General features: G+C 67.3%; 11 protein-coding genes. 6 read left to right on the top strand and 5 right to left on the bottom strand.

Annotated features, from left to right (window positions below):
* Positions 1-42 precede the first annotated feature (42 nt).
* On the top strand, positions 43-912 hold the full coding sequence (locus K8P10_RS03225) for a 3-hydroxyacyl-CoA dehydrogenase family protein (RefSeq protein ID WP_224780367.1): 870 nt from the start codon (positions 43-45) through the stop codon (positions 910-912).
* Here the strand turns inward: K8P10_RS03225 and K8P10_RS03220 are convergent.
* Entirely contained in the window at positions 909-3065 is a 2157-nt protein-coding gene (locus K8P10_RS03220) for an MMPL family transporter (protein ID WP_224780366.1), read from the bottom strand. The genes K8P10_RS03225 and K8P10_RS03220 overlap by 4 nt on opposite strands.
* Positions 3046-3516 (bottom strand): MarR family winged helix-turn-helix transcriptional regulator, encoded by a 471-nt coding sequence (locus K8P10_RS03215; RefSeq protein ID WP_224780365.1) that lies wholly within the window; start codon positions 3514-3516, stop codon positions 3046-3048. Before K8P10_RS03215 ends, K8P10_RS03220 begins: the two co-directional genes overlap by 20 nt.
* Positions 3517-3663: 147 nt before the next feature.
* On the opposite strand from K8P10_RS03215, the gene K8P10_RS03210 reads away from it, so the two are divergent.
* The 5 genes from K8P10_RS03210 (at position 3664) to guaD (ending at position 11226) form a co-directional block, all read left to right on the top strand.
* Complete coding sequence (locus K8P10_RS03210; protein WP_370631951.1) at positions 3664-5136, top strand: NCS2 family permease; 1473 nt, start codon at positions 3664-3666, stop codon at positions 5134-5136.
* A gap of 114 nt (positions 5137-5250) precedes the next feature.
* A complete protein-coding gene (locus tag K8P10_RS03205) occupies positions 5251-6789 on the top strand; it encodes a xanthine dehydrogenase small subunit (RefSeq protein WP_224780363.1) in 1539 nt (512 codons plus the stop codon).
* Positions 6786-9122 (top strand): xanthine dehydrogenase molybdopterin binding subunit, encoded by a 2337-nt coding sequence (gene xdhB, locus K8P10_RS03200; protein ID WP_224780362.1) that lies wholly within the window; start codon positions 6786-6788, stop codon positions 9120-9122. Before K8P10_RS03205 ends, xdhB begins: the two co-directional genes overlap by 4 nt.
* Complete coding sequence (xdhC, locus tag K8P10_RS03195) at positions 9119-9931, top strand: xanthine dehydrogenase accessory protein XdhC (protein ID WP_224780361.1); 813 nt, start codon at positions 9119-9121, stop codon at positions 9929-9931. The genes xdhB and xdhC overlap by 4 nt, the downstream gene beginning before the upstream one ends.
* The gene (gene guaD, locus K8P10_RS03190) at positions 9928-11226 is read left to right on the top strand and encodes a guanine deaminase (protein ID WP_224780360.1); all 1299 of its coding nucleotides are present in this window, start codon (positions 9928-9930) and stop codon (positions 11224-11226) included. The genes xdhC and guaD overlap by 4 nt, the downstream gene beginning before the upstream one ends.
* 9 nt (positions 11227-11235) lie before the next feature.
* Here the strand turns inward: guaD and K8P10_RS03185 are convergent, their stop codons facing one another.
* From K8P10_RS03185 to sdhA, 3 genes are read right to left on the bottom strand one after another with little or no spacing between them, the layout of a single operon-like run.
* Positions 11236-12252, bottom strand: a complete 1017-nt coding sequence (locus K8P10_RS03185) for a YihY/virulence factor BrkB family protein (RefSeq protein WP_224780359.1) — start codon at positions 12250-12252, stop codon at positions 11236-11238.
* Between the two features lie 24 nt (positions 12253-12276).
* The gene (locus K8P10_RS03180; RefSeq protein WP_224780358.1) at positions 12277-13050 is read right to left on the bottom strand and encodes a succinate dehydrogenase iron-sulfur subunit; all 774 of its coding nucleotides are present in this window, start codon (positions 13048-13050) and stop codon (positions 12277-12279) included.
* 3 nt (positions 13051-13053) lie between these two features.
* Positions 13054-14874 carry a succinate dehydrogenase flavoprotein subunit gene (gene sdhA, locus K8P10_RS03175; RefSeq protein ID WP_224780357.1) on the bottom strand — a complete coding sequence of 607 codons (1821 nt, stop codon included), beginning with the start codon at positions 14872-14874 and terminating at the stop codon, positions 13054-13056.
* Positions 14875-14884: the final 10 nt, after the last annotated feature.

Raw genomic sequence — 14884 nt, 5'->3', positions numbered from 1 at the left:
TGAATACATAGTGTACCGAAGTATCGAGGGAAAGGAAGACTCATGGGCCATCGGCTGCCGGCCAATATCACCGACCGTGCGATCGTGATCATCGGAGGGGGAACGCTGGGCCGTCGCATCGCCGCCGTCTTCGCGAGCGGCGGGGCCGCCGTCCGGCTGGTCGACCCCTCGGAGGAGCAGCGCGCGGCGGCGCGGACCTACGTCGCCGAGACGGCCCCCGAACTGCGGAGCAAGCTCGAAGCACCCACCGGGGAGCTGCACGAGCTCGAGGTTCACGGCACTCCTGAGGAGGCCGCGCCCGGCGCATGGTTGATCATCGAGGCCGTGCCCGAGCGACTGGATATCAAGCGGCCACTGTTCGGCACGCTCGATCGCGTCGCCGATGCCGATGCGCTGCTCGCGACGAACTCCTCGTCCTACGCCTCGCGTGAGGTCATCACCGAGGTCGAACATCCGGAGCGCGTGTTCAACATGCACTTCGCGATGCCGCCGCAGAGCATGGCGGTCGAGCTCATGAGTGACGGGCAGACAGCCGACGGGATCATGGAGTTCCTGGACCGTGAACTCCGGGCCTTCGGCATCATCCCGTTCATCGCGGCGAAGGAAAGCACCGGGTTCATCTTCAACCGCATCTGGGCGGCGATCAAGCGGGAGTCACTCACCGTCGTCGCCGAGGGCGTGAGCACACCCGAGGACGTGGATGGCATCATGCGGGCGAACATGGGGCTCGCGGCGGGCCCGTTCCAACTGATGGATCAGGTCGGACTCGACGTCGTACTCGACATCGAGGAGCACTACGTGTCGCAGTTCCCGTCGCTCCCGACCGTCGCCCGTGACTTCGTCCGCTCGTACGTCGACGCGGGCAAGCTCGGCCGCAAGAGCGGCGAGGGCTTCTACCGCTACGGGGACTAGCCGATCGCGCCGTCCCGCTCCGCCCGCGCGAGGCGGGACGGCCACCAGATGCGCCGGCCGAGGTCGACGCCGAGCGCCGGCACCTGCAGGGTGCGCACGATGAAGGTGTCGATGAAGACCCCGAGCGCCACCAGGAATGCGAGCTGCACCATGAACATGAGGGGCAGCACGGCCAGTGCCGAGAAGGTCGCGGCGAGCACGATGCCCGCCGAGGTGATCACTCCTCCCGTCACGACGAGCGACCGGAGCAGCCCCTCGGTCGCACCGTGAGCACGGGCTTCCTCACGCGCACGGGTCATGAGGAAAATGTTGTAGTCGACGCCGAGCGCGACGAGGAACATGAATCCGAACAGGGGCACCGTCGGGTCTGCACCGGGGAACTTGAACAGGTGATTGAAGACCCATGCCGAGATGCCGAGCGCGGTGAGATAGGACAGCACCGTCGTCGCGATCAGGATCAGCGGCGTCACCAGCGACCGCAGCAGGGCGATCAGGATCACGCCGATCACGAGCAGGACGAGCGGGATGATGACGCGGAGATCCCGCTGCGCGGTCACGTTCGTGTCGAGCTGCGTCGCCGTGGTGCCGCCCACGAGCGTTTCACCGTCGATTTCCGACAGTGAGTCGCGCAGGTCGATGATCGTCTGCTCGGCCTCGAGAGAATCACCCGGGTCGGCGAGCGTGGCGGAGATCTCCACCATCCCCGACTCCACCCGGGCGTCGTCAGCTCCGCGCGCGGGAGCCCCGGAATCGCTCACCAGGTACGCGCTCGCGACGCCGGAAACCCCTTCGACGGCGGTCAGTGCCGCGTCCGCCTCTCCGGACTCGACGAAGACATTCGCCGGCGCCCCTGTACCCGCATCGAAGTGCTGCTCGAGCAGCTCCTGCCCCGCTTTCGTCTCGGTCTCACCGAGGACGACGTCGGACTGCGCGATACCGTTGGCCTTCAGATCCGTCACACCGACAGCTCCGGCGAGCAGCACCACCGTGACCACGATCCAGATCGCTCGCGGCCGCGCCTCGACGCCGCGGGCAACACGCCCCCAGAGCCCCGCACGTGCGCCGTGCCTCGCGTGGGGCGCGGCGTCGCCGCTCGTCTCGGTTCCCCCTGCCGACCGAGGGATCCGAGGCCAGAAAACCCACCTGCCCGTGAGGGCGAGGAGCGCCGGCAGGAACGTCAACGTGGCCGCCATCGAAAAGACGATGCCCGCCGCTGCGACCGGCCCGAGTGCCCGGTTCGAGTTCAGATCCGAGAACAGCAGGCAGAGGAGGGCGATGGCGACGGTGCCTCCCGAAGCAAGGACGGGCGGGGTCGAGCGGCGCAGGGCCGTCCACAAAGCCGTGAACCTCGAGCGCTCGGCGAGCAGTTCTTCTCGGTAGCGGGCGACCAGCAGCAATGAGTAGTCGGTCGCGGCACCGATGACCAGGATCGAAAGGATGCCCTGGACCTGTCCGTTGAGCTGAATCCATTCGGCCTGCGCCATCAGGTAAATAACGGAGATGGCGGCGCACAGCGCGGCCATCGACGAGAGGAGCACGAGGATCGGCAGCAGGATCGAGCGGTAGACGACGACGAGAATCACGAACACCGCGACGAGCGCCACGATCAGGAGGAGACCGTCGATCCCCGCGAACGCGCCGGTGAGATCGTTCGAGAAAGCGGCGGGTCCCGTGACGTGAGCGGTCCAGTCGCCGGTGAAGTCGTCGGCTACCAGCGTGCGCAGTTCCTCGAGGGCGCCCCCCTCGGAGGAGTCCTCCGCGAGGAGCACTAAAATCTGCACGGCCTCCTGGTCTTCGGACGGCTGCGGGGGGATCACCTGATCCACTCCGTCGATGTCTTGAGCACGCTCAGCGACATCCCGAGCCTCCGCGAGGTCATCCGGGGAAAGCGCAGACTCCTTCGCGGCGATGATCGTTGCCGGCACCGAATCGGAGTCGGTGAACTGCTCACTCAGATCGAGTGCGCGCGTCGACTCGGCGTCGGCTGGCAGGAAGGTAGCCTGATCGTTCGTCGTCACCTCGGAGATGACCCCGAACACCTGACCGCCCCACGCGGTCCAGGAGAGCCAGAGGACCGCCAGAACGGCGGGAATCACGACGCGCAGACCGAGGCCCGGCCGATGGGGTGACTGCTTAACGCGCTGGTGCGACATAGTGTTCTCCATCGTTCGGACGTGCGACGGCGTCGGCCAAGTGGTGCATGAAGTCAGTGATGACGGCGAGCTCTGCCTCGTCGTAGCGCTCGGCCACGTCGCTCATCATGCGAATGCGGGGCCAGAAGTGCTCGAAGAAGGTGGCCCGAGCATGCGGGGTCAGCGTGACGAGACGGGATCGACGATCGTCCGGGTGGACGATCCGATCCACGTGGCCTTGCCCGGTCAGGCGATCGAGGAGCGCCGTCGACGACGCCGTCGTAATGCCGAGATGCCGGGCCAAAGCTTGCGGAGTGACCTCTTCGCCGCGGCGTTCACGAATCGCGAGCATGCGAAGTGCGCTCAGATCGGTCGGGCGCATACCCATGTCCTCTCGCATGCCCGCGAACATCTGGTCGAGGGCGTCAGAGAGCTCCTGGATCGCATGCAGCACGGGGCGGGTCTCACTCACATTACTACACTATCGGATATATCTTGATTTTCTAAATACAAATCGGAAAGATCTGATTTCCTTGACACCTCCCCGACCCCGTGCTTCACTCCGAAGTGCACATTCAGAAGATATTTTCCGCACAATGGAAGAGAACTGAGGCCACTGATGTCCGATGTTTCCCAATCCGCTCACATGACCGGACAAGATCCGGGTGGACGCCGCTCCGCCCTCGACCGATTCTTCGAAATCACCGCACGGGGATCCTCCGTGCGTCAAGAACTGCGCGGAGGCATCGTCGCCTTCGTGGCGATGGCCTACATCGTCGTCCTGAACCCTCTGATCCTCGGCGGGTCGACCGATGTCGAGGGGACCAGCCTCGACTTCGCGCAGCTCACGGCCGTCACGGGACTCGTCGCGGGGGTGACGACCATTCTCTTCGGGGTCGTCGCCCGGCTGCCGTTCGCGCTGGCCGCCGGTCTCGGCATGAACAGCTTTCTCGCGGTTGCCGTCGTGCAGGAGGTGACCTGGCCAGAGGCGATGGGACTCGTCATCATCAACGGGGTGATCATCGTCGTCCTCGGGGCAACCGGGATCCGCACGGCGATCTTCCACGCCGTCCCCGCGCAGCTCAAGGTAGCGATCACCGTCGGCATCGGGCTCTTCATCGCGTTCATCGGGTTCGTGAACTCCGGATTCGTCACGCGCACGCCGGCGGGACCGCCGGTGCAACTCGGCCAGGACGGGTCCATCAGTTCACTCCCTACGTTGGTCTTCATCTTCGCGCTCGTGCTCATCGGCGTGCTCGTCGCCCGTCGCGTGCCTGGCGGGATCCTGATCGGCATGGTGGTCGCGACGCTTCTCGCCATCGTCATCCAGGCCTTCGCTCGCCTGGGAACCGTTGGCGATCCGGAGAACCCGGACCCGCAGGGGTGGAACCTGGGAGCCCCTGAGCTGCCAGGTCAGATCGTCGCCCTGCCCGATTTCGGGCTTGTCGGCGCCTTCGACCTCTTCGGAGCCTTCGAACGGATCGGCATGCTGGCCGCCGTGATGCTCGTCTTCACGCTGGTGTTCACGAACTTCTTCGATGCCATGGGCACGATGACGGGACTCGCACGGAATGCCGGGCTCTCCCTCCCCGACGGAACGTTCCCCCGCATTCGCGGCGCCTTCATCGTCGAGGGCATCGGCGCCGTCGCGGGCGGCGGTGCCTCGGCGTCGTCGAACACCGTCTTCGTCGACGCGGCGGCCGGGATCGCGGAGGGCGCTCGCACCGGCCTCGCCGCCTGCATCACCGGAGCGCTCTTCCTGCTGTCGATGTTCTTCGCACCCCTCATCGGCGTCATCCCGATGGAGGCTGGTGCGGCGGCGCTCGTCATCGTCGGCGCGATGATGGTCACCCAGGTGCGCGAGATCGACATGACCGACTTCCGGGTCTCGCTCCCCGTCTTCCTCACGATGGTCACGATGCCGCTGACCTACTCGATCGCGAACGGCATCGGCGTCGGCTTCATCTCGTGGGCGCTGATCCACGCGATGACCGGGAGGGCGAAGCAGGTGCACTGGCTCCTGTGGGTGGTCTCCTTCGGCTTCCTGCTGTACTTCGTCCGTGGCCCCCTCACCGCTTTGTTGGGCGGTTGAGGCAGCATCAGCTACCATCAATCTCAAGCGCCTGTTCGCATGGATAACCTGGCGCCGAGATTTCAGTACGAACCATGCCAATCGTGACTCAGCGATGCGTCACAGAGGTGGACTATGAAATCGACCGTCAACGGAACGTCATTCGAGATCGATGGGAACGTGCACACCAGTGCCCTCGACTTCCTGCGCAGCCGCGGCCTGACCGGCTGCAAGGAGGGGTGCGCCGAGGGCGAGTGCGGGGCATGCGCCGTGCTCGTTGCGAAGCCCGACGGCGAGGGATCGCGCTGGACCGCGGTGAACGCGTGCCTGCTGCCTGCGCCCGCTCTGGACGGGCAGGAGGTCCTCACAGCGGAGGGCCTCGGCAGTCCGACGGATCTCCACCCGGTGCAACGCGAGATGGCGGAGCGCGGCGGGTCGCAGTGCGGTTACTGCACACCGGGATTCATCTGCAGCATGGCCGCGGAGTTCTATCGGCCCGACCGCCACGCCGCTGGCGACGCATCCGACGACCCGGGTGACGAGGCGGAACCGCCGGAGTCCGGCCTCACGCACGCCGAGCACGGCCCACCGGTCGAAGAAGGCGAGAACGGATTCGACCTGCATGCGCTCTCCGGCAACCTGTGCCGCTGCACGGGCTACCGGCCGATCCGCGACGCCGCGTTCGCGCTCGGCTTCCCCGAGCAGGGCGACGCGATCGCCGAGCGGCGCGATGCTCCGGCGCCCGATGCCCGGCCCGTCGACGTGAGCGACGGCACCGCACGGTACCGCCGTCCAGCCTCGCTCGCCGAGGCGCTCGAGATCCTGCGCGATGTTCCCGACACCCAGGTCGTGGCCGGGTGCACCGACTGGGGCGTCGAGGTCGGCGTCGGCGGCAAGCGGGCCAGCTCGATGCTCGCGATCGACCGTCTTCCCGAATTGCGCCGGATCGACTGGTCGGACGAGCGGATCGAACTCGGGGCAGCGCTGACGCTCTCCGAGCTTGAGCGCGAGACCACCGGACGTCTCCCCCTGCTCGCCGAACTCATCCCGCAATTCGCCTCCCGCCTCATCAGGAACAGCGCCACCATCGGCGGCAACATCGGGACAGGGTCGCCCATCGGCGACGCCCCGCCCGTGCTGCTCGCGCTCGAGGCCACGCTCGTCCTCGCGTCGGCCGACGGCGAGCGCGAGGTGCCGCTCGACGAGTACTTCACGGGATACCGCCAGACCGTCCGTCGGAGAGACGAGCTGATCACCGCAGTCCGCATCCCTCTCCCGCTCGCACCGCTCACCCGCTTCCACAAAGTGGCGAAGCGCCGCTTCGACGACATTTCGAGTGTTGCAGTGGCCTACGCACTGACCATTGAAGACGGTACCGTCTCACGGGCGCGCATCGGTCTGGGCGGAGTCGCCGCGACGCCGCTCCGCGCGCGGGAGACGGAGCGCGCACTCGAGGGGCAGCCGTGGAACGCGGATACCGCACGCAGCGCCTCGGCGATCCTCGTCTCGGAGGGCACCCCGATGGACGATCATCGTGCGAGTGCTCGCTACCGTTCGGCGATGCTCGGCACCTCACTCGAGCGATTCTTCGCGGAGACCGATGACGCCGCACGCGGAGGTCGGGTGCTCCCACCGGGATTCCGACCGACCGGCCGAAAGGTGGTGTCGCGATGAGCTCGCTGTCCCAACGCCCCCAGGTCGCCGTCGTCGGCGAGCCCCTGCCCCACGAGAGTGCAGCCCTGCACGTCACGGGTCAGGCGCTCTACACCGACGATCTCGTGTACCGGATGCCGGGAGCGCTCCACGCGTACCCCGTGCAGTCGGCGCACGCGCACGCGCGCATCCTCGGCCTGCGCACCGACCCGGCACTCGAGGTTCCCGGAGTCGTCCTCGTCCTCACGGCGGACGACGTTCCCGGTGTCAACGACGCCGGGGCGAAGCACGACGAGCCGCTCTTCCCGGTCGATGAGATCATGTTCTACGGCCAGGCCGTCTGCTGGGTGCTCGGCGAGACCCTCGAGGCTGCGCGCCAGGGGGCCGCGGCCGTGGAGATCGACTGCGAAGAGCTGCCCGCTCTGATCACCGTTCCCGAGGCGATCGCGGCAGAGAGCTTCCACGGCGTCCGCCCCACGATGCGGCGCGGCGATCTCGACGCCGGTTTCGCCGGGGCTGATCGCGTCGTCGAGGGCGAGTTCGAATTCGCCGGGCAGGAGCACTTCTACCTCGAGACCCAGGCCTCTCTCGCGCACATCGACGAGAACGGACAGGTCTTCATCCAGTGCAGCACGCAGCATCCGACCGAGACGCAGGACATCGTCTCCCACGTGCTCGGGATCTCCGCGAACGAGGTGACGGTCCAGTGCCTGCGCATGGGAGGCGGGTTCGGCGGTAAGGAGATGCAGCCGCACGGCTACGCCGCTGTCGCCGCCCTCGGCGCGAAGCGCACCGGCAGGCCGGTCAGGGTGCGTCTCACCCGGACGCAGGACATGACGATGACGGGCAAGCGCCACGGGTTCCACTCGTCGTGGCGCGCGGGCTTCACGACCGACGGCGTGCTGACGGCGCTCGACGTGACCCTCACCGCTGACGGCGGGTGGAGCCTCGATCTCTCCGAGCCCGTGCTCGCCCGCGCCATGTGCCACGTCGACAACGCCTACTGGATCCCGAACATCGCGGTCCACGGTCGGATCGCGCAGTGCCACAAGACGTCGCAGACGGCGTTCCGCGGATTCGGCGGCCCGCAGGGCATGCTGGTCATCGAGGAGATCCTCGGCAGGGCTGCTCCGCAGTTCGGCCTCTCCGCACGCGAGCTGCGTCGCCGCAACTTTTACCGGCCTGGCCAGGCGACGCCGTACGGTCAGCCGGTGCGTCACGCCGACCGCCTGCACACGGCATGGGACCAGCTGATCGATACAGCAGAGGTCGAGCGCCGCGAAGCAGCGATCGCTCGCTTCAACAGCGAGCACACGCACGCGCGACGGGCGCTCGCGCTGACGCCTGTAAAGTTCGGCATCTCGTTCAACCTGACGGCGTTCAATCAGGGCGGTGCGCTCGTGCTGATCTACAAGGACGGCTCGGTACTGATCACCCACGGCGGAACCGAGATGGGCCAGGGACTCCACACCAAGATGCTGCAGGTCGCCGCCACCGCCCTCGGAGTTTCTCTGGGCACCGTTCGGCTCGCCCCGACACGGACCGACAAGGTGCCGAACACCTCGGCCACGGCGGCGAGTTCCGGGAGCGACCTCAACGGCGGAGCCGTGAAGGATGCCTGCGAGCAGATCTCCGCGAGACTCGCTGGGGTGGCGGCCACGATGCTCGGCGTGCCAGCGCCTGACGTCCGCTTCGCTGACGGCGTCGTCTCCGGTCTCGGGACCACGGAAACGCTGACATGGGAGGAGGTCGTGCGCTCCGCGTACATGCAGCGGGTCCAGCTCTCGGCCTCCGGCTTCTACCGCACCGAGGGGCTCTACTGGGACGCCTCAGTGATGCAGGGCGAACCTTTCAAGTACTTCGCATACGGTGTGGCGGCGAGCGAGGTCGAGGTCAACCGCTTCGACGGCTCCTATCGTCTGCTCCGCGTCGATATCGTCCACGACGTCGGCGACTCGCTCTCGCCGCTCATCGATATCGGCCAGATCGAGGGCGGATTCGTCCAGGGCGCCGGCTGGTTGACGCTCGAGGATCTGCGCTGGGACACCGGAGACGGTCCGCGACGCGGTCGTCTCGCGACCCAGGCGGCGAGCACCTACAAGCTGCCCAGCTTCTCCGAGATGCCAGACGAGTTCAACGTGTCGCTCCTCGATCAAGCCCATGAGGAGGGTGCCGTCTACGGGTCGAAAGCCGTCGGTGAGCCGCCGCTGATGCTCGCGTTCTCGGTGCGCGAAGCGATTCGGCAGGCCGTCGCCGCGTTCGGCCCGGACTCGGCGAGCCCCGCACTCGCCTCGCCTGCGACGCCCGAGTCGGTGTTCTGGGCGATCGAGTCGGTCGCGCCTCGCACGCCATGAGCTGGACGGATGCCGTCGCTCGCCTCAGGGCGGAGCGACGCGCCGCCGTGCTCGTCACGGTGATCGGGGTGCGCGGCCACGCGCCCAGGGAAGCGGGCGCCAAGATGGTCGTTGCCGATTCGGAGACGACCGGGAGCATCGGAGGCGGGAACCTCGAGATGACGGCCGTGGCGCGATCGCGCGAGCTGATCGCCACGGGAGCCGACCGACCGGAGACGCTCGAGCTGCGCCTGAACGACCGCGCGCCGGCCGAGCACGGGCGTCAGTGCTGCGGCGGAGAGGTGACGATCCTATTTGAGCCGCTCCCCGTTCCTCCCGTCGTCGCGATCTTCGGTGTCGGGCACATCGGTCTCGAGCTCACGCGGATCCTCGCACGCCAGGACATGGACCTGTTCATCACCGACTCGCGCCCCGAGCAGATCGACGCCGCGGCCGGCCTCGAATCGGGCGAGGCGACGGTGCACCTGCGGCGCACCGTGCTCGGCGAGGAGGTCGTAGCGGAGCTTCCGCCGGGCAGCCACGTGCTCATCATGACGCACGATCACGCGGAGGACCTGCACCTGTGCGATGCGGCGCTGCGCCGCCGCTCCGAGCTGGCGTCTGTCGGCCTCATCGGCTCGTCGGCCAAGTGGCAGCGCTTCCGCAAGAACCTCGTCGAGGCGGGGCACGCCCCCGAGCTCGTCGACACCATCACCTGCCCGATCGGGCTCCCGGACCTGCCGGGGAAGGGCGCGGCGACAATCGCCGTCGGCGTGGCCGCCGACCTTCTCCGCAGTTTCCACACATCAGATTCAGGAGAACTCACATGACGCTCTATCGCGCACGGGTGCTCGACACCCCGGACAACCCTTTCCTCGGCGGACGCCTGCGCGGCGAAGCCGACTGCACCATCGCCGTCGATGAGGGCGGAGCGATCGTGTTCCGAGGCGCACTCGAAGACGCACGTGCGATCCGCCCGTCCGATGAGATCGTCGACCTGCGAGACGGGCTCCTGATCCCCGGAATGATCGACACCCACGTCCACTACCCGCAGGTCCGCGCGATCGGATATCTCGGCAAACCGCTGCTCGAGTGGCTGGATCGATGCGCCCTACCAGAGGAGACGCGGCTCGCCGATCTCGGTTACGCCCGCGAGGTCGCTGCCGAGTTCGTGACGGGCCTCGTCACGAGCGGCACCACCACGGCGCTCGTCTTCGGGTCGCACTTCGCCTCCGCCGTCGATGCGCTGTTCACCGAGGCTGCGCGGATCGGCATCCGGGTCACCTCTGGCCTCGTCACGAGCGACCGTGGCCTGCCCGAACCGCTGCTCACGAACCCTGAGCGCTCCTATGCCGAGGGCTCCGCGCTCGCGACTCGCTGGCACGGAGTCGACCGCATGCGGTACGCGGTGACACCTCGCTTCTCGTATTCGGCGAGCGAGGCGCAGCTCGAGAGCGACGCTGCCCTGCTCTCCGCGCTCGACGAGGGATGGTTCACCTCCCACCTCAACGAGAACGGCGCTGAGATCTCGGCGGTCGCAGACCTCTTCCCCGACGCCCGCGACTACCTCGACACCTATGACCGAGCCGGTCTCCTGCAGCGACGGGCGGTGCTCGCCCATAATGTGCACCCGACGGACGTCGAGCTCGCCCGCCTCGCCGAGTCGGGCGCTGCGGTTGCGCACTGCCCGACTTCGAACTCGACCCTCGCGAGCGGCTTCTTCCCGCTCGGACGGCACCTCGAGCACGGTGTCAGGGTCGCCGTCGGGTCAGATGTCGGCGCTGGTACCGGCTTCTCTCTCTTCAAGGAGGGGGTGCAGGCCTACTTCATGCAGCAACTCGCACCGGACGGCGGCGCCGACCTGACGTCGACCCACCTGCTGCACCTGGTGACTGCCGCAGGTGCCGATGCGCTCGATCTCTCGGATCAGGTGGGCGACCTCTCCGTCGGTAAGCGGTTCGACGCCGTCTGGGTGCGTCCTGCTGCCGGGGAACCGCTCGACATCGGCTTCCGTCACGCCTCGAGCGATGAGGACGCGCTCGCGAAGCTCTTCGCCCTGGGAACGCCAGCAGACGTGGCGACGGTGTGGGTCGACGGGCGCGTCGTCACCGAACGCGACCGGTAGCACGAAGGTTCAGCCGGACTCCGGCAGCCCGAGCTCCTCGTCCTCACCCGTGGCGATCCAGGAGGCGGTGAGCAGCAGGATGCGGCAGATGAAGTTGAACCACAGGAGCAGCCCGATCACGACGGCGAAGGGTGCGAGCAGCGGATTGCTCGTCACCCCGTTGAGCAGCGCGGCGCCTGCGACCTTGAGCAGGAAGGTCGCAGCGGCACCGGCCGCGCAACCGACGAGCAGGTGGCGCCTGGGCACGCGCACCTCGGCGAGGTAGCGGAACATCGCCATGAGCACGACGACGTCGAACGCGTACATGGCGACGTAGCGGGCCGCGGTGCCCAATCCGCCCACGATCCAACTGTCGTACCCCCACCCCAGCCAGTCGAGCACCGTGTCGAACACGCTCGTGCTGACGAGGGTCAGTGCCGAGGACACGATGATCGCGAGCGAGAAGCAGAGCGCGAGCACGAGGTCCCGGAACTTCAGCAGGAACCAGTTGCGGTATTCCTTCACCTCGAGGTCGAAGGTGATCCGGATCGCGCGCCGAGTACCCGTGAACCACAGCACGGCGACGAACGCGAGCGACGCGCCGGCGATGACGCTGCCCACACTCACCGCGGGTGCGTTGAGCAGATCCTGCAGCGAGACGAGGCTGTTCTTGCTCTGCCCGATGAGCCCTGGCACGAGCGTGTTGATCTGATCGACCAGGGTGTCGAGCAGGTCCTCACGGTCGCGCAGCCAGATGCCGATGGCGCTGAACCCGAGCCACAGCCCGGCGAATACGGCGAAGAGGGCCTGGTAGCTCATGCCGGCCGAGAGCACTCCCCCACCCACCTGGGTGAAGCGGGAGACGGTGCGCCAGGCACGGGAGCGACGCGCGCGTTCCCAGCGACGCTTGCCGCCCTCCAGCAGCGCGCGCGTGCGACCGGTGTCGGTGTCGTCTCGCTGCGGCCGCGCGTCGAGCGCGCCCCGCCTTCCGGAAACGGACGACGCCCCGGTGTCCGCGCGTACGCGGTGCTCCCGGGGCGTCGTCATGTGGCGTCCGTTCGGCGGCCCCCGTCAGGAGGTCTTGCCGGTCCGGATCGCGGCCTTGACCTCGGCGATCGCCTTCGTGACCTGGATGCCACGGGGGCATGCCTCGGAGCAGTTGAAGGTGGTGCGGCAGCGCCACACGCCCTCACGGTCGTTCAGGATGTCGAGGCGCACCTGCGCATTGTCATCGCGCGAATCAAAGATGAAGCGGTGCGCGTTCACGATGGCGGCCGGCCCGAAGTACTGACCGTCCGTCCAGAACACCGGGCACGAGGAGGTGCAGGCGGCGCAGAGGATGCACTTGGTGGTGTCGTCGAAGCGCTCGCGCGACGCGATGTCCTGCACGCGCTCCTTGCCGGGCTCGGGCGCGGAGTTCGCCACGAGGAACGGCTGCACCGCCCGGTAGGACTCGAAGAAGGGCTCCATGTCGACGATGAGGTCCTTCTCGAGGGGCAGACCCTTGATCGCCTCGACGTAGATCGGCTTCGAGATGTCGAGATCCTTGACCAGAGTCTTGCAGGCCAGACGGTTGCGCCCGTTGATGCGCATGGCGTCCGAACCGCAGATGCCGTGCGCGCAGGAGCGGCGGAACGCGAGCGTCCCGTCCTGATCCCACTTGATGCGGTGCAGGGCATCGAGGATGCGGTCCGTGGGGTACATCGGAACGTCGAAGTCCTCCCAGTACACGCCTCGATCGTTCTCCGGGTTGAACCGGCGGATCAGGAGGGTGACGGTGAACGGCTTCGGAGCGTCGTCCGGCGCGTCAGGGGTCTGATCGACTTCAGCGGTTGCTGTGCTCACGGCTCAGTACTTCCTCTCCATCGGCGGGTATCTCAGCTCGCCCTCATCGTTCTTCACCATCACGACGGGCTTCCAGTCGAGACGGATGTGGTCCTCAGGGTCGGCCGAGTGGGGGTCGCCCGAGAGATAGGTCATGGTGTGCTGCATGTAGTTCTCGTCGTCGCGATTCGGGTAGTCGTCGCGCATGTGGCCGCCACGGCTCTCCTTGCGGTTGCGCGCGGCGAACACGAGCACCTCGGCGAGGTCGAGCAGGAATCCGAGCTCGATCGCTTCGAGCAGATCGGTGTTGTACCGCTTGCCGCGATCCTGCACTCCGACGTTGGTGTAGCGCACGCGGAGATCGTGGATCACCCCGAGCACCTCGGTGAGCGACTCCTCGGTGCGGAACACCTGCGCGCCGCGGTCCATGGCCTCCTGCAGCTCGCGGCGCAGGTCGGCGACCCGTTCCGTACCGTTTCCGTTGCGGAAGTGGTCGACGAGCTCGCGGATCTCGCGCGAGGGATCCGATGGCAGATCGACGAACTCGGCGGTCTGCGCGTAGGCTGCTGCAGCGTTGCCCGAGCGCTTGCCGAACACGTTGATGTCGAGCAGCGAGTTCGTGCCGAGGCGGTTCGACCCGTGCACCGAGACGCACGCGCACTCACCTGCCGCGTAGAGACCGGGGACGACGGTGTCGTTGTCGGAGAGGACCTCCGCGTTGATGTTGGTCGGGATCCCGCCCATCGCGTAGTGCGCAGTCGGGAAGACCGGCACCGGCTCGACCACGGGGTCGACGCCGAGGTAGGTGCGCGCGAACTCGGTGATGTCGGGGAGCTTCGTCTCGAGCACCTCGGCACCCAGGTGAGTGCAGTCGAGGTAGACGTAATCCTTGTGCGGGCCGGCGCCACGGCCGTCGAGCACCTCCTGCACCATGCATCGTGCGACGATGTCGCGCGGGGCGAGGTCCTTGATGGTCGGGGCGTAGCGCTCCATGAACCGCTCGCCCGACGCATTGCGGAGAATCGCTCCCTCGCCGCGCGCGCCCTCCGTCAGGAGGATGCCGAGCCCGGCGAGACCGGTCGGATGGAACTGGTAGAACTCCATGTCCTCGAGGGGCAGGCCCTTGCGCCAGATGATGCCGACGCCGTCACCCGTGAGGGTGTGGGCGTTCGAGGTGGTCTTGAAGATCTTGCCGAACCCACCGGTCGCGAAGACGACCGACTTGGCCTGGAACACGTGGAGCTCGCCGGTAGCGAGTTCGTAGGCGACGACGCCGGCGGGGCGGCCGTTGTTCATCACGAGATCGAGTGCATAGAACTCGTTGTAGAAGTTCACGCCGAGCTTCACGCAGTTTTGGTAGAGCGTCTGCAAGATCATGTGACCGGTGCGGTCCGCCGCGTAGCAGGCGCGCCGGACCGGCGCCTTGCCGTGATCGCGGGTGTGCCCGCCGAAGCGGCGCTGATCGATCTTGCCCTCTGGCGTGCGGTTGAACGGCAACCCCATGTTTTCGAGGTCGATGACGGCGTCGATCGCCTCTTTGGCGAGGATCTCAGCGGCGTCCTGGTCGACCAGGTAGTCGCCGCCCTTGACGGTGTCGAACGTGTGCCATTCCCAGTTGTCGTCCTCCACGTTGGCGAGCGCGGCAGCCATGCCGCCCTGCGCCGCACCCGTGTGGGAACGCGTCGGGTAGAGCTTGGTGATCACCGCCGTCTTGGCCTTCGGCCCGGCCTCGATCGCCGCGCGCATGCCGGCACCGCCGGCACCGACGATCACGACGTCGAACTGGTGGTGGGTGACGCCGTCCTTGACGGTGATGTCCTCGCCCTCGTGGGTGTTGGTGGTCACGTTGGTCCTA

Origin of the sequence: Leucobacter sp. Psy1, assembly GCF_020096995.1 — a bacterium.
In the GTDB taxonomy this organism is placed as follows: Bacteria; Actinomycetota; Actinomycetes; order Actinomycetales; family Microbacteriaceae; genus Leucobacter.
The sequence above is the reverse complement of the archived record's forward strand: the minus strand, read 5'-3'. Positions and strand labels throughout refer to the sequence as shown.

Excerpts from the sequence above, each read along its gene's own strand:
- K8P10_RS03185 (WP_224780359.1), bottom strand. The coding sequence starts at position 12,252 with ATGACGACGCCCCGGGAGCACCGCGTACGCGCGGACACCGGGGCGTCG.
- xdhB (WP_224780362.1), top strand. The coding sequence starts at position 6,786 with ATGAGCTCGCTGTCCCAACGCCCCCAGGTCGCCGTCGTCGGCGAGCCC.
- K8P10_RS03225 (WP_224780367.1), top strand. The coding sequence starts at position 43 with ATGGGCCATCGGCTGCCGGCCAATATCACCGACCGTGCGATCGTGATC.
- K8P10_RS03220 (WP_224780366.1), bottom strand. The coding sequence starts at position 3,065 with ATGTCGCACCAGCGCGTTAAGCAGTCACCCCATCGGCCGGGCCTCGGT.
- xdhC (WP_224780361.1), top strand. The coding sequence starts at position 9,119 with ATGAGCTGGACGGATGCCGTCGCTCGCCTCAGGGCGGAGCGACGCGCC.
- K8P10_RS03205 (WP_224780363.1), top strand. The coding sequence starts at position 5,251 with ATGAAATCGACCGTCAACGGAACGTCATTCGAGATCGATGGGAACGTG.
- guaD (WP_224780360.1), top strand. The coding sequence starts at position 9,928 with ATGACGCTCTATCGCGCACGGGTGCTCGACACCCCGGACAACCCTTTC.
- K8P10_RS03210 (WP_370631951.1), top strand. The coding sequence starts at position 3,664 with ATGTCCGATGTTTCCCAATCCGCTCACATGACCGGACAAGATCCGGGT.